This is a genomic window from Nonomuraea sp. KM88 (genome assembly GCF_052245635.1).
GTDB lineage: Bacteria > Actinomycetota > Actinomycetes > Streptosporangiales > Streptosporangiaceae > Nonomuraea.
On the sequence record NZ_JBQQCC010000010.1, the window covers coordinates 110,126 to 130,927 of the forward strand.

A 20,802-nucleotide genomic window follows, 5' to 3' on the forward strand; every position below is an offset into this window, starting at 1 on the left:
CGGTCCGCGCGGCGCTGCGCGCGGACCTGGCCGCTCGGGGTCAGCCGAGCGCGTCGACCAGCTTCTTACGCTGCTGGGCGCCCAGGCCGCCGAGACGGCGCTTCTCGTCGACGCCCGCCTCCTCCATCAGCGCGGTGGCCTTGGCCGGACCCACGCCCTTGACGGCGCGCAGCGCCTGGGAGACCTTGATCTTCTTCGCGATGTCGTCGTCGCGCTCGAGCAGCTGGGCGAACGTCAGCTCGCCGGCCTTGACCTTGGCCAGCAGGGCGGTGCGTGCGGCACGCGCCTCGGCCGCCTTGGCCAGAGCCGCTTGACGCTGCTCGGGGGTGAGGGTGGGAAGTGCCATCTCTGTTCTCTCCTCGGGGAGTTTTACGTTCGGGTTCTGTTACCCGTGGTGCAGTGGCTAATCATGGCGGATACCAGCGGTTCGTGTTGCGGAAAGCGCCCGGCTCAACGTGCCGGCCACCCCGTCGTGGCCGCTCACGCGCACGCCACGTGCCGCGTGACCGGGCCTTCGCCGGCCCTCATGCCGCCGACCACGCGTTCTCCCACACCGTAGCCCTCACGGAGCGGGTGCGACCTCAGCGGCGGCGGGACCGGGCCCCGGCCGGCCCTGCGAGCGAGCCGCCGGCCTCGCCGGGTCCGCGGTCGTCCCTCGCGGGGCGGCCGAGGTGCGCGCCCCGCCCGGCGCGAGCACGCCTCCGTACCCTTCATACGCTGGGGAAACGCCGGACATCGCCCGTGCCCGCGAGCGCCACGGGGATGGCCGCGCACGCCCGGCACGCCCCGCGTCGCGCCCGCCTCCGTCATGGGGGCGCGAGCTCCAGGTTCACGCGTTCGCCGCCCGGGTCATGGGGGTCCGGCCCGCCGGATCCTCGCAGCCGTACGGCTCGCCGGCGGAGGGCCGTACAAGATCGCAAACGTGTTCGGATACGGAGGGCGCTATTGCGGCTTATCCCTACGCGGGGTGGAATGCGTCACATTTCGCCTTTCGGGCGTGTCGCGACCCTGGTCAGGGTGGTTTTCCCGCCACCTTCCGAGCCCTTCGGGGGTCAGGAAGGCGTCGAAGACCGACTCCATGGCGCCCAGCAGCGCCCCGCGCCAGCCCAGAGCCGACCCCGCGATCCTGGGCGGGGGGTCACGGCGGATCGCCATGAGGCGGGGCTCGCAGGCCCGCAGCAGCGTCCCGCCCGCGCGCTCCGCCAGCTCCACGCCGTGGCCCGACAGGGTCACCACCTCCGGATCGTGGGCGTTCACCAGGGCGGCGATCCCGCGGCCGAGCGCGGCGGCGCCGGCCGCCACCGCCTCCTCGCTCGTGGCCAGCACCCGTTCGGCCTGCTCGCGTCCCCGGCCGCCGCCGTGCTCCAGGCCGACGTGGCGCAGCAGCGCGTTCGCGCCGACATCCATGCCCCAGCAGCCGATCGCCCCGCACATGCAGGGCCGGTCGCCGCCCCCCAGCGGTATGTGCCCGAACTCGGCGCCGGTGCCGCTCGCCCCGCCCAGCGGGCGCCCCTCGACGACCAGCACGCCGCCCAGGTCGAAGTCCACATGCAGGTGCAGTCCCACCCGCACCCCTCGCAACCGCCCGCGCCGCGCCTCCGCCAGCGCCGCGAACGCGGTGTCGTTCCCGACCACCACCTCGCTCGCGCCCGGTGCGGCGTCCTCCCGCGGGGCGTCGCCGGGGGCGGGGGACAGGCCGAGGAGGGCGGGGACGTCCACCGAGCGCCAGCCGAGGTGGGCGATGTCCACCAGGCCGCCGAACCGCACCGGCCCCGCCAGGGCGACGCCGACGCCGACGACCCGGTGGCCGAGCCGGGACGTGTGGGCGGCGACGGCCTCGCCCAGCGGAACGAGAGCGCCCTCGGGCGTGCCGTCGTGCGGGCGCACGTCCAGGACGGCGACCCGGCCACCCAGCTCGCACGCCGCCAGCTCCCACGCGTCCTCGCGCACGTCCGCCGCCAGCGCCAGCGGCCCGCGTGGATGAGGGCCCGGCACCTGGGTCGGGCGTCCCCGCGCGTGTTCCTGGGCCGGCTCCTCGTGCAGCAGCTCGTCCTCGGCCAGCCCGGCGACGAGCACCGACGCCGTCCCCCTCGCCAGCCGCAGGTCGCGGGTCAGCCGCGATCGGGTGCTGGTGGCCCCGCAGTCGTGGACGGCGCGCAGCAGCCGCACCCGGTTGTGCGCGCGAAGCTCGCCGCTCGTCGTGGCTCCGTTCACGAACACAGTTTATGCTCTAGCCGTGAACAAAAGCCTCATTGAAGCCAGGCGTGCTCGTGCCGGAGTTTTCGGATTTTTCATCCTCTGCGGTTTTGTGATGGGTCTCTGGGCGGCCGGGCTGCCGTCCCTGAACGACCGGCTCGACCTCGGTTTCGCCCGGCTGGGCAGCATCCTGCTGCTGATCTCCGGCGGTGCGCTGGTGTCGATGCTGGTGGCGGGATCCCTGGTGGACCGGTGGTCCAGCAGGCGGGTGTGCTGGTTCGCCGGCCCGTTCTCGGCGCTGGTCCTGCTCGGCCCGGCGCTGGCGCCCTCGTACGAGGCCCTCGTGGTGCTGGCGATCGTGTTCGGGATCGGGCTCGGGGTGACCGAGGTCTCCATGAACGCCCACTCCGTCGAAGTCGAACGCCGCTACGGCCGGCCGATCATCTCGGCCTTCCACGGCACGTGGAGCCTGGGCGGCGCCGCCGGGGGCGGGCTCACCGCGCTCGTCCTGCAGGCCGGGCTCGACGCCCAGTGGCTGCTGATCGCGGCGGCCCTGGTCGTGCCGTTCCTGTACGTTCCCGCGGCCCGGTTGCTGCTGCCCGACCAGCCCGAGCACGCCTCGCCGGAGCCGGGGGCCCAGAAGGGCGCCGGGCTGAAGTGGGGACTCATCGCGGTGCTCGGGCTGGCCGCCTTCGCCGGGCACCTGAGCGAGGGCGCGGCCATCGACTGGGCCGCGTTGCACGCGCGTACGGTGCTGGAGACCGACCCCGCCATGGCGCCGCTGGCGTACACGGTCTTCTCCGTGGCCATGACGACCGTCCGGCTGCTGGGCGACCCGATCAGGGCCAGGCTCGGCTCCGTGCGCACCATCCAGTTGGCCGGGCTCTTCGCCACCGTCGGCTACGTGCTGATCCTCCTCTCGCCCGTCGTCGGCGAGCCGCTCCAGGTGGTCTGTGCGTGGACCGGCTGGGCGCTGGCCGGGGTGGGGCTGGCCACGGTGGTGCCGGTGTTGTTCAGCGCGGTCGGAGCGGTCGGCGACCGGGTGGGACGGGCGCTGGCCATGGTGACGGCGTTCGGCTACAGCGGGCTGCTGCTGGGGCCCGCCGTGCTCGGCTACGTGGCCGAGGCCTCTTCGCTGCCGGTCGCGCTCGTCATCCCGACGGTCCTGGCCGCCGTGGTGGCGCTCGCCGGCGCGCCCGCGATCCGTTCGCTGCTCAGGGTCTCCGGCGCGGAGTCCCGTGGGGAAGGGGTCGTCGCGCCCGGGCCGGAGCCCGAACCCGCCCGGGACTGACCCCGCGCGGCGCCGCGTCCTGCCCGTCTTCGCGGGCCTCATCCGTCGCGCGTCCGGCATGCTCCGGGCGCGCCCGGCTTGCCGCGCCGGTGGTCGCGGATTTGCCGGCATGGCGGCTGACCTGGTGTTATGCGATCGTGACTTGACCTGCAGGTTGCGCGCCGGTTTCATGTGGCTCACGCGGTAAACGTTTACAGCAATCAGATCGTAAACGTTTACACCACCGGGAAGGACAACCGTGGCCGACGGACCCACGATCACCACGATCGCCGAGCGCGCCGGCGTCTCGATCGCCTCGGTCTCGCGGGTTCTCAACGGCCTGCCGACCAGGCAGGAGACCGTGCGCAAGGTGATGGCCGCCGCCGACGAGCTCGGCTACGTGCGCAACGCCGTGGCCAGGTCGCTCAAGTCGCGCCGCACCCACCAGGTGGCCTTCGCCATGGCCGACGTCGGCAACCCCGCCTACCTGGCCATGCTCCGCGAGATCCAGCCGGTGCTGAAGGCGGCGGGCTACCGGCTCGTGCTGCACTCCACCGACGCCGTCGTGGCCGACGAGATCGATGTGCTGCACAGCCTCGGCGAACGTTACGTGGACGGCCTGATCATGAGCCCGCTGCGGGTCACCGAGCAGCACCTCGAGATGCTGGCCGCGGCCAGGGCGCCCGTCGTGATCATCGGTTCGGTGCCCGAGGGCACGCGGGCCGACAACGTGCGCGCCGACTCCCGCACCGGCGTGCGGCTGGCGATCGACCACCTCTACGCGCTCGGCCGCCGCAGGATCGGCATGATCAACGGCCCGCTCGACACCGTTCCGGGCGCGGCCCGCGGCGCCGCGTACCGCGAGGCGCTCGCCGACCTCGGCCTGCCCTACGACGAGGACCTCGTGCGGATCGGCGACTTCTACCGCGCGGAAGGGGGCCGCGCGGTGGCGGAGCTGCTCGACAGGGTTCCCGACGTGGACGCGCTGATGTGCGCCAACGACCTGATCGCGCTCGGCGCGCTCGACGTGCTGCGCGCGGCGGGCAAGCGGGTGCCCGCCGACGTGGCGGTGGTCGGCATGGACGACACCGACCTGGCGGCGGCCTCGTGGCCGGCGCTGACCAGCGTCTCGCTCGGGTCGGCCGAGCGCGGCAAGGCCGCCGCCGAGCTGCTGCTCGACCGGCTGCTCGACCGGCTGCAGGGCGGCGACCGCGAGCCGCGGGTGGTCACCGTGCCACCCCGGCTCGTCATCCGCGCCAGCACGGCGGGCGAGGGAGCCGCGCACGACGACGCGGGACGTACCGAGAGGAAGGAGGGCGGCGCGTGACGGCGACCGTGACGAGACCGGCGCCGCCGCGGAGGCCGCGCGCCAAGCGCCGCCGCATGTCGCGCCAGACGCGCGAGATGTGGCTGCTGATGTTGCCCGCGCTGGTGCCGGTGCTGCTGTTCAGCGTCGGCCCGCTGCTGTACGGCATCGGCCTGGCCTTCACCGACGCCCGCAACACGCGGGTCCACGAGACGAGCTTCGTCGGCCTGGCGAACTTCACCGACCTGCTGGCCGACGACGACTTCTGGGCGTCGTTCAGGATCGGCGCCGTCTGGGCGGTCTCCGTGACCGTGCTGCAGTTCCTGGCCGCGCTCGGCCTGGCCGTGCTGCTCAACCAGAACCTGCGCTTCAGGGGCGTGGCCCGGGTGCTCGCGGTGGTGCCGTGGGCGATGCCGCCCGTGGTCATCGGCCTGATGTGGAAGCTCGTCTACCACCCCGACGCGGGCATACTGAACGACCTGCTCGGCACGGACGTCAACTGGCTGGCCGACTTCTCGCTCGCGCTGCCCGCGATCATCGTGGTCGGCGTGTGGACCGGCATGCCGCAGACCACGGTCGTGCTCCTGGCGGGCCTGCAGAACGTGCCCAAGGAGCTCTACGAGGCCGGCGAGATGGACGGCGCGGGCCGCTGGCGGCGCTTCTGGAGCATCACGCTGCCGCAGTTGCGGCCCGTGATCGTGGCGATCACCTCGCTCGACTTCGTGTGGAACATCAACCAGTTCGGCCTGGTCTACGTGCTCACGCAGGGCGGGCCCGGCGGGCAGACGCGGCTGCCGATGTTGTTCGCCTACGAGGAGGCGTTCCGCTACCGGTTCGCGGGCTACGCCTCGATGCTCGGCCTCGCCATGGCGATCGTCGTGCTCGCGGTGCTCGGGTTGTACCTGTGGCGGCAGATGAGGGAGAGCCGATGAGACGCCTACCGCAGTACGCCGCGCTGGTCGCGTACATCGTCTTCCTGGCCTTTCCCCTGCTCTGGCTGCTGTCGACGGCGCTGAAGACGCCGCAGGAGATGGCGCTGACCGAGCCGACGTGGTTGCCGCGCGAGCCGACGCTGGCCAACTTCACCGACGCGTTCGGCGAGCAGGACCTGGTGGGCGCGGCGGTGCGCAGCCTGATCGTGGCGCTGTTCAGCAGCGTGATCACGGTGCTGATCTCGCTGCCCGCCTCCTACGCCATGGCTCGCTACCGCAGCCTGCTCAACCGGGTCGCACTCGGGTGGGTGCTGGTCAGCCAGGTGTTCCCGTTCATCCTGATCATCATCCCGCTCTTCATGATCCTGCGCGAGATGGACCTGGTGAACACGCTGCCGGGGCTGGTGGCCGTGCACGTGACGTTCACGCTGCCGTTCGCGTTGTGGATGTTGCAGGGGTACGTGCGCGCGGTGCCGCCCGAACTGGAGGAGGCGGCGGCCGTGGACGGCGCCACCCGGCTGCGCTCGATCGCCACCGTCGTGGCGCCGCTCCTCGCGCCGGGCGTGGTGGCCACGCTGCTGTTCGCGTTCATCTCGTCGTGGAACGAGTTCATGTTCGCGCTCGTGATCCTGCAGAACCCCGATGTCATGACGCTCCCGCTGACGCTGGTGAGGTTCACCGGCCCCGAGGGGGTGGCCAGGCTCGGCCCGCTGGCCGCGGCGTCGCTCATGGCGACGATCCCGAGCCTGATCTTCTTCGCAATCATCCAGCGGCGCCTGAAGTCCGGCCTGATGGCCGGCGCCGTCAAGGGCTAGGAGGCTCATATGCGTATCAAGTCCGCTCTGGCGGTGGTGGCGATCGCCACGCTCACCACGGCGTGCGGCGGGGGAGGAGGCGGCGAGTCCTCCTCCCCGAACGAGCCGGTGAAGGTCAATTTCCTCAGCCTGGCGTGGCAGAAGGAGTCCGTGGCCGCCAACAAGCAGCTCGTGGAGGAGTGGAACAAAGCCAACCCGAACATCCAGGTCACTTACGTCCAGGGCAGCTGGGACAACGTCAACGACCAGCTCGTCACCCAGTTCGCCGGTGGCACGGCCCCCGACGTCATCCACAACGACTCGCCCGCGCTGTCCGGCTTCGCCACCGACGGCTACCTGCTCGACCTCAGCGGCAAGCTGCCCGCCGAGCTCAAGAACGACATCCCCCAGGCCGCCTGGGACACCGTCACCTTCGACGGCGGCAAGGGCGAGCAGGGCGTCTACGGCGTGCCGTTCCTGCAGGAGTCGCAGGTCATCATCGCCAACAAGAAGCTGCTCGAGGCGGCCAAGGTGCGCATCCCGACGGCGGACGCCCCGTGGACGTGGGACGAGTTCTCCGCGGCCGCCAAGAAGATGACCAAGGGCGACACGTACGGCGTGGCCTGGCCGATGAAGTCGCCGGTCAACAAGACGCTCAACCTGGCGCTCAACTTCGGCGGCACGTTCTTCCAGACCGCCGGCGGCAAGACCACGGTCAAGGTCGGGCCCGAGGAGCGCGAGGTGCTGCAGCGCATCCACGACCAGCTCTACAAGGACAAGTCGGCCGATCCCGCCGCGCTCGGCCAGGGCACGGCCGACCCGCTGCCGGCCTTCTACAAGGGCAAGTTCGCGCTGCTGCCCTCCGGGGTCTACCTGCGCCAGCAGGTCGCCGAGCAGGCGCCGGACGGCTTCGAGTGGGTCACCCTGCCGGGCCCGAAGGGCACCACCACCCAGCAGGGCGCGGTCTCGCAGACGTTGTCGATCGCGCAGGAGAGCGAGCACTCCGACGAGGCCATGAAGTTCATCTCGTTCTTCCTGAACGGCCCCAACCAGGCCAAGCTCGCCAAGGGCGACTGGCTGCTGCCGACCTCCGTGAAGGCCGCCGCCGACCCGGCGATGACCAGCGAGGAGAACGGCTGGGACGTGGCCACCGCCTCCGCCAAGGACCTCGTCGTGGCGCCGTTCCTCAAGGTGAACGGGTTCGACGAGTGGAAGAGCAAGGTCGCCACGCCGGCCCTCCAGGAGTACTTCGCCAACAAGATCACCATCGACGAGGTGGCCAAGAGGCTCGTCGAGGACGGCAACCAGGTGCTGGAGCGGTACCAGCGGTGACTCCTCGCGACAGGGCCCGGGGGTGCCTGCTCGGCCTGGCGGCCGGCGACGCCCTCGGCGCTCCCGCCGAGAACCTGACGCCGTCGGAGATCCGGCGCCGGTGGGGACGGCTCACCGAGATCGAGGGCGGGGGCACCGACGACACCGAGTACGCGATCTTCGCCGCGTCGCTCCTCGTCCGCCACGGTCATGCGCTGACCAGCGCGGACGTCGCCGCCGCGTACCGGGAGCTGATCCTGCCCCGGATCGCCGGGCCGATGCGCGGGGCCGGGTTCTCCGAACTGGGCACCGTCGAAGCGCTGCGCCGCGGCCTGGAGCCGCCGCTGACCGGGCTCGTGCACGCCCACGGGTGGTCGGACGGGCTGGCCATGCGGGCCGCGCCGTACGGGATCTTCTGCCCGGGCGATCCGGCGGAGGCGGCCCGGCTGGTGGAGCAGGACGGTCTGGTCAGCGCGGCCGGCGAGGGCATCCTCGGCGGCCGCGCGGTCGCCGGCGCGGTGGCCGCCGCGATGGGCGGCGCCGCCCCCGACGAGGTCGTGGCGGCGGCGCTGGCGGTCATCCCGCCCGACTCCTGGACCGCCAGGAACATCGTCCGGGTACGCGACGTGCTCGGCCGGCTCTCGGCCACGGCTGCGGGCGCCGGCGCGGCCGGCCCGGATGCGGGTGCCGGCGGGGCAGCCATCGGCGAGGCGTTGCACGAGGCCGTGGTCGTGCGGCATTACCCCTGGACCGACGTGGCGCCGGAAGCCGTGGCGCTGGCGTTCGCGGCCTTCCTCGCGGGAGGCGGTGACGTGGAGGCGTCGGTGACGTTCGGGGTGAGCCTGGGCAGGGACGCCGACACGATCGGCGCCATCGCCGGGGCCGTGGCGGGAGCCGGTCGCGGAGAGAGCGGCGTGCCCCGGCGGTGGGCAGGAGGAATCGGGCCGGTGACGGGCAAATGCCTGCCCGTCGTGGCGGGGAGACACGTGCTGGACGTCGCCGACGAACTGGCGGAAAGGCTGTAGATCACGATGTCGGGGGACAGGATCAGGGGCGCCTTCGCCGGGCTCGCCGTGGGCGACGCGGCCGGATGGCCCGCCGCCAGGCACCGCGCGGCGCTGCACGCGCCCTGGAGCCGGCGCCTGTACAGGGAGCTGGACGCGTTCGCGGAAGAACATCGCGTGACCACCCTGCCGGTGCCGTTCGCGCTGAACCAGCCGGTGGCGCCGCTGCGCGTCGGCCCGTCCGACGACGCCGAATGGCTGGCGTGGACGGCGCTCACCATCGACCGGCCGCGGGCCGAGGCATTCAGGGACCTCATCGACCCGGCCCCGGGAACCCCCGGGACGCGCGCCGCCAGTGACCCGGCGTCCGGGCCGTCCGGGGTGCGGGCGGTCGGTGACGCGGCGTTCGGATCGTCCGGGGCGCGGGCCGGCGGCGGGGCGGTCAGGGCGCGGATCTCGGTGGCGACCGCGCTCGACAACCTCGCCAAGGGGGTGGAGCCGCCCGCGTCCGGGCACGACAACCCGCACTTCTTCGACGACGCCGCCGCGGTCAGGGCCGTCGCGTTCGGGGCCCTCGGGAGGGACCCCACGCGGGACGCCGAGGTGACGAACGCCGGCGACGGCGTCCTGGGCGCCAGAGCCATGGCCGCCGCCGTGGCCGAGGCCGTGGCGTCGGGCTCGGCGGTCAACGCCGTGGAGGCCGCGCTCGCCGCACTGCCCGACGGCACCGCCATCGGCCACAACGCCCGGCTGGCGGTCAAGGCCGCGCGGGCGGCGGGTGACCCGTTCGCCGCCGTCCCCGCGCTGGACGGTGCGCTGCTCGACCACGTCTACAGCTACGGTGTCGGCGCGGCGCAGACGGTGCCCGTCGCCCTGGCGCTGGCCGCGGTGTCGGGCGGGGAACTGGGCCGGGCGGTGCCCGCGGCGGCGTGCCTGGCCGCGCTCGCCGACTCGGCGCCCGCGCTGACCGGAGCGCTCACGGGAGCCTGCGGCGGGTTCGGCGCGGTCCCGGAGGGGTGGATCACGCCGGTGCGCACGCTGGCCGGCTGCTGCCTGCCCGACCTGGCGGGCCTGGATCTGATCGAACTAGCCAACGATGTCACGGAGGGAATCGCATGACGCCGCTTGAGGACAGGGCGACCGGCTGCGTGGTGGGGGCGGCGGTCGGTGACGCGCTGGGCGGCGCCACCGAGGGCTGGACCCCCGAACAGATCGTCGACCGGTACGCGGGCCGGGTCGAGGGCATCGTGCCGCCGTTCAACGAGGACTGGCGCAACGCCCGGCCGATCGCGCCGTACCACAAGGGTGACGGCCACATCACCGACGACACGTTGATGACGCACGCCCTGATCCGGGTCTACGAGAAGGCCGGCGGGCACCTCGGTGCGTATGCGATGGCCGAGCACATGGTGCCGGAGCTGATGGGCGAGCGGCGGTGGATCCCCGAGCTGGAGGCCGAGGCGCTGCCGCTGCAGCGGATCTTCCTGGCCGAGAAGTGGATCGTGGCCAGGCTGCACTACGGGCACGTGGACCCGCGCGAGGCCGGTGTCGGAAATATCGTGAACTGCGGCGCCGCCATGTACGTCGCCCCCGTCGGCATCGTCAACGCCGCCGACCCCGACGGCGCCTACGCCGAGGCCATCGACCTGGCCGGAGCCCACCAGTCCAGCTACGGCCGCGAGGCCGCCGGGGTGATGGCCGCCGCCGTCGCCGAGGCCATGCGGCCGGGCGCCACGGCCGACTCCGTGGTCGCCACCTGCCTGCGCCTGGCCAAGGACGGCACCAGGGCCGCCATCGAGGCCGTCTGCGAGGCCGCCGCCGGGCTCGGGCACTGGGACGGATCGTTCGAGGCGCTGCGCGCCGCCATGCGGCCGTACGACACCGTCGCCGACACCTACCGCGACCAGGGGCTGGGGGCGCGGCGGCCGAGCCGTACGCACAGCATCGAGGAGCTGCCGCTCGCGCTCGGGTTCCTGGTGATCGCCAAGGGCGGCTACCGCGACACCGTGCTCGGCGGCGTCAACTACGGGCGCGACGCCGACTCGATCGCCTCCATGGGCGGGGCCATCGCGGGGGCGCTCGGAGGGCTGTCCTCCGTGCCGGCGGAGTGGGTGGAGCAGGTCGGCGCCGCCAGCCGTACGGACCTGGTGGCTCCCGGGCTCGCCATCGCCGGGGTCGCCCGCCGGGTGCACGCCGACGACCTCGCGCGGCGGCGCGACCACGAGGCCGCCTTCGCCGCCCTGGACCGCCGGTGATCCGGCTCACCTGGGTCCAGCCGGAGGACCTGCTCGGCCACGAGCTCCGCCAGGCGGCCGAGGACGGCCGCGCCGGCGACCGGGTCCGGGAGATCGCGGCCCGGTGGCACGCGGCCGGAGGGCACGACGCCCCGCCACGCGCGGGTGCCTCCGGCCCCGGCGCCGCGCGACTGCGAGGGCCGGCCGAGGAGCTGCTGGACGAGCTGGCGGCCATCCCGTCGCCGCTCGACGAGCCGTCCGACCTGGCCGCGATCATCGCCGCCTGCCCCGGCTGGCCCGCCCCCCGCCCCGGCGCGGCCGATCCCGCCCGGGTGCTGGGCGCCTGGCTCGGGCGGGCGGCCGGGTGCGTCCTGGGCAAACCCGTCGAGAAGATCCCGCGCGAGGGCATCAGGCGGATCGCCGAGACCACCGGCAACTGGCCCATCAGGGGCTGGTTCACCGCGAAGGGCCTGCCCGATGACGTCGCGCGCCGCTGGCCGTGGAACCGCCGCAGCGCCGTCAACTCCCTGGCCGAGAACATCGACGGCATCCCCGAGGACGACGACCTCAACTACCCGCTGCTGGCCCTGACCGTCCTGGAACGTCACGGCCGCGGGTTCACCACCGACGACGTGGCCAGGCTGTGGCTGGACGAGTTGCCCGCGGGCCGTACGTTCACCGCCGAGCGGGTCGCGTACCGCAACCTGCTGGACGGCGTCGAGCCGCCCCGCACGGCCACCCGTCGCAACCCGTTCCGCGAGTGGATCGGAGCGCTGATCAGGGCGGACGTGTACGGCTGGGTCAACCCGGGCGATCCGGCCACGGCCGCCGAGTACGCCTGGCGCGACGCCCGGCTCACCCACACCGCGAACGGGATCTACGGGGCGATGTTCGTGGCCGCGATGTGCGCCGCCTCGCTGGTGGCCACGTCGGCGGAGGAGGTGGTGCGGGCGGGCCTGTCCGTGGTGCCCGAGGGGTCGCGGCTGCACGAGGCCGTCCGCCTGGCCGTCGCGGACGCCGCCCGCGAGGACGACTTCGAGCGGGTCGTCGACCGCCTCCACGAACGCCACGGCGCCCTGCACTGGGTGCACACGGTCAACAACGCCGCCCTCGTCGCCGCCACGCTGATCCATGGCCGGGGCGACTTCACCGCCACGATCGCGGGAGCGGTCGCCGGCGGCTGGGACACCGACTCGGCGGGGGCCACGGCCGGATCCCTCGCGGGGGCGCTGAACGGCGGCGTGCCCGGTCGTTGGCGCATGCGCGACCGCCTGGCCAGCAGCCTCACCGGGTTCGACGGGGTGGGTCTGGAAGAGCTGGCCGCCCGTACCCAGGAGATGATGACCATATGATCTCGGTTTTCGGCAGCGCCAACATGGACCTTGTCGCGTACGTCTCAAAAGCCCCTAAGCGCGGCGAGACGGTCACCGGGCGCCACTTCCGTACCATCCCTGGTGGCAAGGGCGCCAACCAGGCGATCGCCGCGGCCCGCGCGGGCGCGCGGGTGGCGTTCCTCGGGGCGGTCGGCGACGACGGTTTCGGCGCGGAGATGCGGGCCACGCTGGCGGAGGCCGGCGTCGACGTAAGCGGCCTGCGCCAGGTGCCGGGGCCCAGCGGCATCGCGCACATCGTGGTCGACGACGACGGGGGCAACTCGATCGTCGTCGTGCCAGGGGCGAACGGCACGGTGACCGGACCGTCCCCCGACGACCTGGCCGTGATCGCGGCCTCTCAAGCGCTGCTGCTCCAGCTGGAGCTGCCCATGGGCGCGGTCGTCAAGGCGGCGCGGGGGGCGAGGGCGGCGGGCGTGCCCGTGTTCCTCACGCCGGCGCCCGCGCAGCCCCTGCCGGCTGAGCTGCTCGACGCGGTCACGACCATCGTCCCGAACGAGCACGAGGCGGCTGCCATCACCGGCGTCTCCGGCGCGGACGCGGCGCTCGACGCGCTGCTCGAGCTGGTCGAGGAGGCCGTGATCACGCTGGGCTCTGAGGGCGCGCTCTTCGGGTCGCGGTCGGGGGAGCGGCTGCGCGTGCCCGCGGTGCCGGTGAAGGCGGTGGACACGACGGCGGCCGGCGACACGTTCGTGGGCGCGCTGGCGGTGGCCCGCTCGGAGGGGCGTGCCATGGCCGGCGCCCTGCGGTTCGCCTCGGCGGCGGCGGCGCTGTCGGTGCAGCGCGAGGGGGCCAGCACGTCGATGCCGGCCCGCCAGGAGATCGAACGCGAGGTCTCATGACGTTCTGCCTGGGCAGGTGGTGACCATGAGCGACACATCAGAGGAAAAGCCGGACGCGGTCGGCGGGGTCGAGGGCGAGAGCGACGTCGTCGCCGAACGCTCGGGCGCAGGCACCCCGAGGAGCCGCCGCCCCGTCTCCGCCGACCTCCCTGACGAGGAGGACGAACAGGAGGAGGAAGCCGGGGAAGAGGAGAACGGGAACGACGTCATCCGCCCGGACGCCGGCCCCACCGGCTGACCGTCACGCGGGAACGGCGTCGACGCTCACTTCTGAGCGGCGACCTTCGCCCCCAGGCGGGCGGCGCACTCGTCCCGGTAGTCGAGCGTGCGCGAGCGCAGCTGCTTGGGGTCGGCGAGCACGGCCCTGGAGATCGAGGGCACGACGGCATGGCGGACGGACGCGAACACCCGGGCCACGTCGGCGGGGGTGGCGCCCTGGGCGCCCAGCCCCGGCGCGAGGATGGGGCCGTTGAGGTCGTCCAGCGCGTCGTCGAGTGCGGGCAGCGTGGCCCCCATGACCAGCCCGACCGGCCCGAACGGCGTGTGCCCCGCGTTCGCCGCCGCCGCGGCGGCGATCACCTGGCCGGCCACGTGCCGCTGCAACGCGGCCGCCTCGGGGTTGGAGGTGCGGGCCAGCACGAACACGCCCGCGTCGTTGAGCATGGCCGACGTGATCGCGCCCTCGAGCGACCCGAACCCCAGGTAAGGGCTGAGCGTCACCGCGTCGGCGGCCAGCGGGCCGCCCCGGTCGAGGTACGCCTCCGCGTAGGCGGCCATCGTGCTGCCGATGTCGCCCCGCTTGACGTCGAGCAGCACCAGCGTGCCGGCCTCGCGCAGGTCGGCCATGGTGCGTTCGAGCACGGCGATGCCGCGGCTGCCCCAGCGCTCGAAGAAGGCCGACTGCGGCTTGACCACCGCGGCCACGTCGCCCACCTCGTCGACCACCGTACGGCTGAAACGCTCCAGACCGGCGGGGGAGTCGTCGAGCCCCCAGGCGTGCAGCAGCGCCGGGCTCGGGTCGAGGCCCACGCAGAGCGGTCCGCACGCGTCGAGCCTGGCTCGCAGGCGCGCCCCGAACGTGTCATTCATCGGCTCCTCCTTCGCCGGAGACCCCTGGCTGCCCCCGACATGGTGCTCGCCCGGCCTCTCTCACGACCACCGCCACGACCCTCGGCGCCGGCCCCGGCGGAACGGTTCTCCGGCGACGATACGGGACAGGACTCCCGATGCTGAACAGGGTGTGCGATCCGAGTCTTCCTCGCTTGGCCTGAGGGGTAGATCAGCAGACATGTACGAGATCGCCCATCGTGTGCTGGTGCTGCGTACCGATCCGCCCCGTGACGTCGTCGTCACGCTCGGCCTGCCGTACGAGGAGCCGGCGGGCGAGTGGTCGTGCCCGTACCGCATCGACGGGCTCGCCGGGTGGGAGCACGAGCGGAAGGTCACCGCGTTCGACTCGCTGGAGGCGATCGGGCTGGCGATGGTCACGGTGCGGGCGGCGCTCGCCGGGTCCCACGAGGCCAAGGGGGGCCTGCTGAGCTGGGACGACGCGCCGCAGGGCCGGCGGGCGCGGACGGTGTACGTGAGCGTGGACCAGGAACACGACATCGCCTACGTCTCCATGAAGCACGAAATGTCACCAGGTGAGGCGGTACGTCAGGTCGAGGCTGACGACGTCATCGTCGACTACGGCGAATCCGGGCAGATCCTCGGCCTGGAGATCATGAACGCGGCGGCGGCGCTCCCGCCCGAGCTGCGGCTCTGATCGGAGAGGCGTCCTCCACGAGCGCTCGCCGGCGGGCCGGCAACCACCGCCGGTCACCAGGGCGGGGGAGGGAGCACACCCGCCTACCCTGCGGGCGGGCACGGCCGGGGATAATCGCCCGGGTGAGCACCGTGATCTCGCCGCGCATCGTGGCCACCGACCTCGACGGAACCCTCCTCACCTCCACCGGCACCATCACCCCGCGCACCAAGAAGGCCCTGCGGTCCGCACGGGCGGCCGGAGCCGAGATCGTCTTCGTCACCGCCAGGGCGCCGCGCGGCGTCCGCGAGATCGCCGAGCAGACCGGCGTCACCGGCATCGCGATCTGCAGCAACGGAGCCGTCACCTACGACGTGGCCGCCGACGAGATCATCGACAGCCGTCCGCTCCAGCCCGAGGCGGCCAGAAAGGTCGCCGCCACCCTGGCCGAGGCCATCCCCGGCGTCGGCCTCGCCGTCGAGACCGGCAGGAACGTGCTGACCGAAGTGGCCTACACGCGGCGGGTCAGCCACGACCTCGCGCACTACCGCGAGGTGGCGTCGGTCTTCGACGGGAACGAGCCCATCGTCAAGCTGCTCGCCATGTCCGCCGCGCACACCGCCGACGAGATGTTCACCGCCGTGGTGGCGGCCGTCGAGGGCCAGGCCGAGGTGACGTACTCCAGCGACGAGGGGCTGCTGGAGATCAGCGCGCCGGGCGTGACGAAGGCGGGCGGGCTCGACCGGCTCTGCGGGGAGCGAGGCGTCGAGGCCGGTGAGGTGGTGGCGTTCGGCGACATGCCCAACGATCTGGCGGTGCTCGCGTACGCGGGCGCCGGCTACGCCATGGCGAACGCGCACCATCTGGTGCTGGCGGCGATCGAGCGGCGCACGCTCTCCAACGACGAGGACGGCGTGGCCGCGGTGCTGGAGGATCTCTACGGACGGTCCCGCGGGTGACGTGCCCGCCCACGCGGGCGGGCACGTACGGCCTCAGGCGTCGTCGTCGGACACGCGCGAGGCACCGTCGCAGGAGCCGGGTGAGGTGCTGAGCACGGGCATCAGCCCGCCGCACGTGCTCACCGGAGCCGACACGGGTTCGACGATCTCGTCATTGAAGACGATCACGTCACCGATGAGCGGCCGGCCCGAGGCCGCGGCCGGCTCGGCGGGCTCGGCGGGCTCGGCGGCCGTCGCGGGCTGGGCGCCCGCCGCGGTGGGCGGGGGCGTGACCACGGCGTGCGCGGCGTACGGGAACAGCACGCTCGCCACCGCGGCCCCGAGCCCCGCGGCGACGAAGCGCCTCGTTCCCATCAGAACCCCCACCCCCGGCACCACCGCGTCACGGCGAGGTGTGCCGGCCTGCCCAGGCGGCCTTCATGCCGGCGGGGCTGACGCCGTCGCCGGTGTCGTGCTGAGGGTGCCCGCCCCCCATCATCCGGTCGATCAGCGCCAGTGCCAGCGCCGAGACCACGAAGGTCAGGTGGATCAGGGTTTTCCATAGCAACTCCCTGTCGGTGATGGCCGGTCTGGCCGCGTTGATGAAGATCTGGAGGAGGTGGATGGACGAGATGCCGATGATGGCCATGGCCAGCTTGACCTTGAGCACGTTGGCGTTGACGTGCGAGAGCCACTGGGGCTGGTCAGGATGGCCCTCGATGCGCAACCGCGAGACGAACGTCTCGTAGCCGCCGATGATGACCATGATCAGCAGGTTGGAGATCATGACGACGTCCACGAGACCGAGGACGATCAGCATGACCGTGGTCTCGGGCGGCGTGCCGCCGAACCCGAGGTGGATCAGATGGATCAGCTCCGCCATGAACCGCCACACGTAGACGACCTGGGCCGCGATCAACCCCACGTAGAGCGGGGCCTGGATCCACCGGCTCAGGAACATGACGTAGCCGACCCGTTCCGGCATCTTCTGCGACCTCGTACGCGACGCGGTCACGGGCACCTGAGCGAGTCGCACTAGGACGTCAGGACGTTGACGTGCTGGACCACGGTCTCCACGTCAATGAGCGGGGAGCCGTTGCCGAGCAGTTCCAGCGGGATCGGGGACGCGCCGGCCACCAGCGCGGCGGCGGCGACGGCGGTCAGGACACCGAACTTCAACGGAACTCCTTGTCACTGCTCTTCGCCCGCGCGCACGGCGCTGCCGGACGACGGGTCATGGACCGGGACGGCGGCGGACAGGGCCAGGCCGCCCGCGGCGAGCATGGCGGGCGTGATCCGCCGGGAGATGGACAACATCGAACCTCCTGGGTAGGGGTGCCGAACGACCGATGACACTACCCAGAGTAATGGAATGATTACTCTAAGTTAAAGATTTTCCTGCGGGAAGTGATCGGCGGATCGGCGGTCCTGGGCGGCCATCACCTCGTCGGCGTGGTCGGACGCCCACACGCCGAACGCCTCGATCGGGCCCAGGAGGCTGCGGCCCAGCTCGGTCAGCTCGTACTCCACGCGGGGCGGCGCCTCGGCGTACGCGCGCCGCGCCACCAGGCCGTTGAACTCCAGGCGGCGCAGCGTCTCCGTGAGGACCTTCGGGCTGATGCCGCCGATCTCCTCCCGCAGCCGCCCCGGACGGCGCGGGCCGTGGCGGAGCGCCCAGACGACCACCGCGTTCCAGGTGTTGGCGATCAGGTCGAAGGCGAGTCTGGCCTGGCAGTCGGCGAGGAACAACGAAGCCTCCGTTAGGCACCGGATGGTGTGCGACGGAATTTCTATCGTCGTCATCCAAGCAAATCCCTTGAGGAGGACGGACATGCGTATCGGGATTCTGGGCGCCGGCGGCATGGCGGACGCCCTCGGCACGCAGTGGGCCAGGGCGGGTCACACGGTCATGATCAGCGGGCGGGACCCGGGCAGGAGCACGGCACAGGCCGGCAGGATGCGCGCCCGGGCCGGCCGGGCACCGGCCGGGGAGGCGGATGTCCGGGCCGGGACGTGGGCGGAGGCGGCCCGGTTCGGCGAGGTCGTGATGGTCGCCGTCAGGGAAGCGGGCCTCGTGGACGTGCTTCAGGCCGCCGGTGCGTCGATGCGCGGCAAACCCGTCATCGACGTGACCAACGCTGCCGCCCCTGACCGCTATGACCCCACGCGACCGATCGCACGCCTGATCAGCGACCTCACTGGAGGCCACGTCGTGAAAGCATTCAACCTGTGCCACGTGGACGTGTGGCGGATGACGCCGCCGGTGTTCGGCGCGAGGCCACTGGCCGTGCCGCTGTGCGGCGACGACCCGGCCGCCATGGACTCCGCCCGCGCGCTGGTCGCCGACCTCGGCTGCGAGCCGCTGAACGGAGGAGGGCTCGACCGGGCGATGCAACTGGAGGCGACCGCCGCGTTCGTGATCGGACTGTGGTTCGGGGGCGCCGACGCCCAGGCCATCCTGCCGCCGCTGGACTCGTCGGGCGCACACGGACAGGGCTGACGTACGACGAGAGGCGTAGCGGGGATGACGACGGTCGGCGGATGCCGCGCGCACCGCCAGGGAGAATCCTGGAGGCCTTCCTACGAGGCCTAAGGAGAAGTCCAGTGGTAACCGAGGTCGCCAAGGGCAGCGGGTACATGACCGCGTTCAAGGTCGTCGCCATCCTCAACACGGCATCCGTGCTCGCTCAGGCCGTGACGGCCGGGCAGCTGATGAGCGGCGCCGGCGCCGCCCTGCACGGTCAGGGGTCGTTAGCCGTGCACGTGCTGGGGCTGGTGCAGCTCATCGTGGCCGTGCTGATGTGGCGTCCGGGCCGCGCGGCCGGCTGGCCCGCGCTGGTCAGCCTGGCGATCCTGCTGCTCGGGTTCGTCCAGTCGATGCTGGGCGGCTCCGGGGCGGTGACGGCGCACGTGCCGCTCGGGGTGGGGCTCTTCGGGCTCAGCGTGTGGCTCGTGGTCTGGTCCTGGCGCCGCTGAGCCTGCGGCGGGCGCGGGTCAGGAGGGGTGGCGGGCCAGGTGGTCGGCGTGGCGGACGGGCTCGGGGAGGCGGAAGCGGGCGGCGAGCCGGAGGACCTCGTCGGTGGCCGTGTCCAGGGAGATGCGATGGCCCTGGGAGACGTACACCGGTTTGACCCCTCGTCGCGTGCGCAGCGCCCGCCCGACCGTGGCGCCCTCGTACACGATCGGCGTCCACGCCCCGCGCTCCGGCCCGGGAGGCTCGTGCGTGCCGATGAACGGCGTCTTGCCCACCCCCAGCGCCGGCAGGCCGGTGAGCACCCCCAGGTGGCAGGCCAGCCCGAACCCGCGCGGATGGGCCAGCCCGTACCCGTCGCAGACCAGCAGGTCAGGGGTCACGGTGAGCTGTTCGAGGGCGTCGATCAACGCGGGCAGCTCGCGGAAGGCGAACAGTCCCGGCACGTACGGGAACGCCGCCCGCGCCTCGGCGACCACCTGCTCCACCGGCGTGAGCGTGCTCCCGTCGAGCACGACCACGGCCGCCGTCACCGCGTCGTCGCCGTGGTAGTGCACGTCCAGGCCCGCCACCAGCGCGAACCCGGTGGGTCCTGTCAGCTCGACGTGCCCGCGCAGCCGGTCCTGGATGGACTCCGCCTCCGCGACGCTGGAGGGCCATGGATGAAGTCGTCGTACCCGCACCCCGATCAAGGTACGCGGTCGCGGCCGGAGATCGTTGCGTAGGGTCGGTCGTCATGAACGAAGTTCCGGTGGACGTACCGGTGATCGTCGGTCCGGGGGTCGTCGCCGACCCGGCGCTGCTGGCGCGGGTCGCCGGCCGCGAATTCGCCGCCCTGGGCGTGCGGGGCACCCTCGTCCACGCCCGCGACGCCTCTCACCTGCTGTCGCTCGTGCGGGACGGGGCGGTCGTGATCCCCGGGCCCGAGGCCGAGGTGCGCGCCCTCATCGGACGGCCGCTCGGAGCCGTGGTCTGGGTGGACACGCACCGGGCCGACGGCGTCGAGCCGGGGGAGGGCGCCTCCCACCTGCACGGGCGCGGGCTCAGCGGCCTGAGCTGGGGCATCCGGCACGCCCTCAACCGGGTACGCCACAGTCCCCTGAGGATCCCTTACGGACCGTCCCGCGATCAATGGGGTGATCTGTACGTACCGGAGGGCGTGCCCAGGCCGCCGGTCGTGGCGCTGGTCCACGGCGGATACTGGCGCTCGATCTGGGCCGCGGACCTCATGGAGGCACTCTGCGCCGACCTGGCGGGGCGCGGGTTCGCGGTGTGGAACCTCGAATACCGCCGTCCCGACACGCATGGCTGGCACGCCACCACCGCCGACGTCGCCACCGGCCTGGCCACCCTCCACGCCCTTCGTCCCCGCACCCCGCTGGACCTCGATCGGATCGCGGTAGGAGGACACTCGGCCGGCGCCCAGCTGGCGTTGCGGGCGGTGGCCGACGGGGCGCGGGCCGCGCTGGCGGTGTCGCTAGCGGGCGTGCTCGACCTGGTCGAGGCCGAGCGGCGGTGGCTCGGTTCCGGCGCCGTCGCCGCCGCCATGGGCGGTCGCGAGGAACGGTCGTCCGGGGGAGCAGACGTCCACAGGGCCGGGTCGCCACTGCTCAGAGTGCCGATCGGCGTGCCGCAGCTCGTCGTCCAGGGCGCCGCCGACGACCTGGACCTGATCGACTTCGGCCGCCGCTACGCCGAGGCCGCCGGACGGGCCGGCGACGACGTGACGTACCTGGAACAGCCCGGCGACCACTTCGACGTCATCACTCCCACCACCTCGATCTGGCGGGCAGCGGCGGAGGCCATCACCGCCGCGCTCACCTGAGCGTGGCAAGAAGCCCGCCACCCGCCCGAAGGGGACGAACCGGT

General features: G+C 72.9%; 25 protein-coding genes. 16 read left to right on the forward strand and 9 right to left on the reverse strand.

The window, feature by feature from the left end; translation table 11 throughout:
• Window positions 1–40: 40 nt before the first annotated feature.
• Complete coding sequence (gene mihF, locus ACTWPV_RS27745; RefSeq protein WP_043641121.1) at window positions 41–346, reverse strand: integration host factor, actinobacterial type; 306 nt, start codon at window positions 344–346, stop codon at window positions 41–43.
• 596 nt (window positions 347–942) lie between these two features.
• Window positions 943–2,214, reverse strand: a complete 1,272-nt coding sequence (locus ACTWPV_RS27750) for an ROK family protein (RefSeq protein WP_443154036.1) — start codon at window positions 2,212–2,214, stop codon at window positions 943–945.
• Between the two features lie 22 nt (window positions 2,215–2,236).
• On the opposite strand from ACTWPV_RS27750, the gene ACTWPV_RS27755 reads away from it, so the two are divergent.
• The 11 genes from ACTWPV_RS27755 (at window position 2,237) to ACTWPV_RS27805 (ending at window position 13,518) form a co-directional block, all read left to right on the forward strand.
• Entirely contained in the window at window positions 2,237–3,487 is a 1,251-nt protein-coding gene (locus tag ACTWPV_RS27755; protein WP_443154037.1) for an MFS transporter, read from the forward strand.
• Between the two features lie 238 nt (window positions 3,488–3,725).
• Complete coding sequence (locus tag ACTWPV_RS27760; RefSeq protein WP_443154038.1) at window positions 3,726–4,793, forward strand: LacI family DNA-binding transcriptional regulator; 1,068 nt, start codon at window positions 3,726–3,728, stop codon at window positions 4,791–4,793.
• A complete protein-coding gene (locus ACTWPV_RS27765) occupies window positions 4,790–5,704 on the forward strand; it encodes a carbohydrate ABC transporter permease (RefSeq protein WP_443154039.1) in 915 nt (304 codons plus the stop codon). The genes ACTWPV_RS27760 and ACTWPV_RS27765 overlap by 4 nt, the downstream gene beginning before the upstream one ends.
• Entirely contained in the window at window positions 5,701–6,519 is an 819-nt protein-coding gene (locus tag ACTWPV_RS27770; protein ID WP_347643912.1) for a carbohydrate ABC transporter permease, read from the forward strand. Before ACTWPV_RS27765 ends, ACTWPV_RS27770 begins: the two co-directional genes overlap by 4 nt.
• Before the next feature lie 9 nt (window positions 6,520–6,528).
• Entirely contained in the window at window positions 6,529–7,830 is a 1,302-nt protein-coding gene (locus tag ACTWPV_RS27775) for an ABC transporter substrate-binding protein (RefSeq protein ID WP_443154040.1), read from the forward strand.
• Window positions 7,827–8,834 carry an ADP-ribosylglycohydrolase family protein gene (locus ACTWPV_RS27780; RefSeq protein WP_443154041.1) on the forward strand — a complete coding sequence of 336 codons (1,008 nt, stop codon included), beginning with the start codon at window positions 7,827–7,829 and terminating at the stop codon, window positions 8,832–8,834. The genes ACTWPV_RS27775 and ACTWPV_RS27780 overlap by 4 nt, the downstream gene beginning before the upstream one ends.
• Before the next feature lie 6 nt (window positions 8,835–8,840).
• Window positions 8,841–9,932, forward strand: a complete 1,092-nt coding sequence (locus tag ACTWPV_RS27785; protein WP_443154042.1) for an ADP-ribosylglycohydrolase family protein — start codon at window positions 8,841–8,843, stop codon at window positions 9,930–9,932.
• Window positions 9,929–11,068 carry an ADP-ribosylglycohydrolase family protein gene (locus ACTWPV_RS27790; RefSeq protein WP_443154043.1) on the forward strand — a complete coding sequence of 380 codons (1,140 nt, stop codon included), beginning with the start codon at window positions 9,929–9,931 and terminating at the stop codon, window positions 11,066–11,068. The genes ACTWPV_RS27785 and ACTWPV_RS27790 overlap by 4 nt, the downstream gene beginning before the upstream one ends.
• Entirely contained in the window at window positions 11,065–12,399 is a 1,335-nt protein-coding gene (locus tag ACTWPV_RS27795) for an ADP-ribosylglycohydrolase family protein (RefSeq protein ID WP_443154044.1), read from the forward strand. Before ACTWPV_RS27790 ends, ACTWPV_RS27795 begins: the two co-directional genes overlap by 4 nt.
• Window positions 12,396–13,280: a ribokinase gene (gene rbsK, locus ACTWPV_RS27800; protein ID WP_443154045.1), complete on the forward strand. Its 885-nt coding sequence runs from the start codon at window positions 12,396–12,398 to the stop codon at window positions 13,278–13,280. Before ACTWPV_RS27795 ends, rbsK begins: the two co-directional genes overlap by 4 nt.
• A gap of 25 nt (window positions 13,281–13,305) precedes the next feature.
• Window positions 13,306–13,518: a hypothetical protein gene (locus ACTWPV_RS27805; protein WP_443154046.1), complete on the forward strand. Its 213-nt coding sequence runs from the start codon at window positions 13,306–13,308 to the stop codon at window positions 13,516–13,518.
• A 26-nt stretch (window positions 13,519–13,544) separates the two neighbouring features.
• On the opposite strand, the gene pyrF is transcribed toward ACTWPV_RS27805, so the two are convergent.
• A complete protein-coding gene (pyrF, locus tag ACTWPV_RS27810; protein ID WP_443154047.1) occupies window positions 13,545–14,369 on the reverse strand; it encodes an orotidine-5'-phosphate decarboxylase in 825 nt (274 codons plus the stop codon).
• A 199-nt stretch (window positions 14,370–14,568) separates the two neighbouring features.
• Between pyrF and ACTWPV_RS27815 the strand changes: the two genes are divergently transcribed.
• Together ACTWPV_RS27815 and ACTWPV_RS27820 are read left to right on the forward strand one after the other, a co-directional pair.
• A complete protein-coding gene (locus ACTWPV_RS27815) occupies window positions 14,569–15,045 on the forward strand; it encodes a DUF2283 domain-containing protein (protein ID WP_443154048.1) in 477 nt (158 codons plus the stop codon).
• 122 nt (window positions 15,046–15,167) lie between these two features.
• Complete coding sequence (locus ACTWPV_RS27820) at window positions 15,168–15,983, forward strand: Cof-type HAD-IIB family hydrolase (protein ID WP_443154049.1); 816 nt, start codon at window positions 15,168–15,170, stop codon at window positions 15,981–15,983.
• Window positions 15,984–16,016: 33 nt separating this feature from the next.
• Here ACTWPV_RS27820 and ACTWPV_RS27825 read toward each other — a convergent pair whose 3' ends face one another.
• The 5 genes from ACTWPV_RS27825 to ACTWPV_RS27845 all read right to left on the reverse strand — a co-directional run bounded on the left by ACTWPV_RS27825 (window position 16,017) and on the right by ACTWPV_RS27845 (window position 17,711).
• Entirely contained in the window at window positions 16,017–16,337 is a 321-nt protein-coding gene (locus tag ACTWPV_RS27825) for a hypothetical protein (RefSeq protein ID WP_443154050.1), read from the reverse strand.
• A 28-nt stretch (window positions 16,338–16,365) separates the two neighbouring features.
• Entirely contained in the window at window positions 16,366–16,977 is a 612-nt protein-coding gene (locus ACTWPV_RS27830; RefSeq protein ID WP_443154051.1) for a TIGR00645 family protein, read from the reverse strand.
• Between the two features lie 20 nt (window positions 16,978–16,997).
• Window positions 16,998–17,141 carry a hypothetical protein gene (locus ACTWPV_RS27835; RefSeq protein ID WP_347643896.1) on the reverse strand — a complete coding sequence of 48 codons (144 nt, stop codon included), beginning with the start codon at window positions 17,139–17,141 and terminating at the stop codon, window positions 16,998–17,000.
• 12 nt (window positions 17,142–17,153) lie between these two features.
• A complete protein-coding gene (locus ACTWPV_RS27840; protein ID WP_443154052.1) occupies window positions 17,154–17,279 on the reverse strand; it encodes a hypothetical protein in 126 nt (41 codons plus the stop codon).
• A 69-nt stretch (window positions 17,280–17,348) separates the two neighbouring features.
• Window positions 17,349–17,711, reverse strand: coding sequence for a winged helix-turn-helix transcriptional regulator (locus tag ACTWPV_RS27845; RefSeq protein WP_443154053.1), 363 nt, complete (start codon window positions 17,709–17,711; stop codon window positions 17,349–17,351).
• Window positions 17,712–17,793: 82 nt separating this feature from the next.
• On the opposite strand from ACTWPV_RS27845, the gene ACTWPV_RS27850 reads away from it, so the two are divergent.
• Window positions 17,794–18,462: an NADPH-dependent F420 reductase gene (locus tag ACTWPV_RS27850; RefSeq protein WP_443154054.1), complete on the forward strand. Its 669-nt coding sequence runs from the start codon at window positions 17,794–17,796 to the stop codon at window positions 18,460–18,462.
• A gap of 104 nt (window positions 18,463–18,566) precedes the next feature.
• The gene (locus tag ACTWPV_RS27855) at window positions 18,567–18,938 is read left to right on the forward strand and encodes a hypothetical protein (RefSeq protein ID WP_347643893.1); all 372 of its coding nucleotides are present in this window, start codon (window positions 18,567–18,569) and stop codon (window positions 18,936–18,938) included.
• An 18-nt stretch (window positions 18,939–18,956) separates the two neighbouring features.
• Here ACTWPV_RS27855 and ACTWPV_RS27860 read toward each other — a convergent pair whose 3' ends face one another.
• Window positions 18,957–19,616 carry an endonuclease V gene (locus ACTWPV_RS27860; RefSeq protein WP_443154055.1) on the reverse strand — a complete coding sequence of 220 codons (660 nt, stop codon included), beginning with the start codon at window positions 19,614–19,616 and terminating at the stop codon, window positions 18,957–18,959.
• Between the two features lie 53 nt (window positions 19,617–19,669).
• Between ACTWPV_RS27860 and ACTWPV_RS27865 the strand changes: the two genes are divergently transcribed.
• Window positions 19,670–20,758, forward strand: a complete 1,089-nt coding sequence (locus ACTWPV_RS27865) for an alpha/beta hydrolase (RefSeq protein ID WP_443154056.1) — start codon at window positions 19,670–19,672, stop codon at window positions 20,756–20,758.
• The last annotated feature ends 44 nt before the right edge of the window (window positions 20,759–20,802 follow it).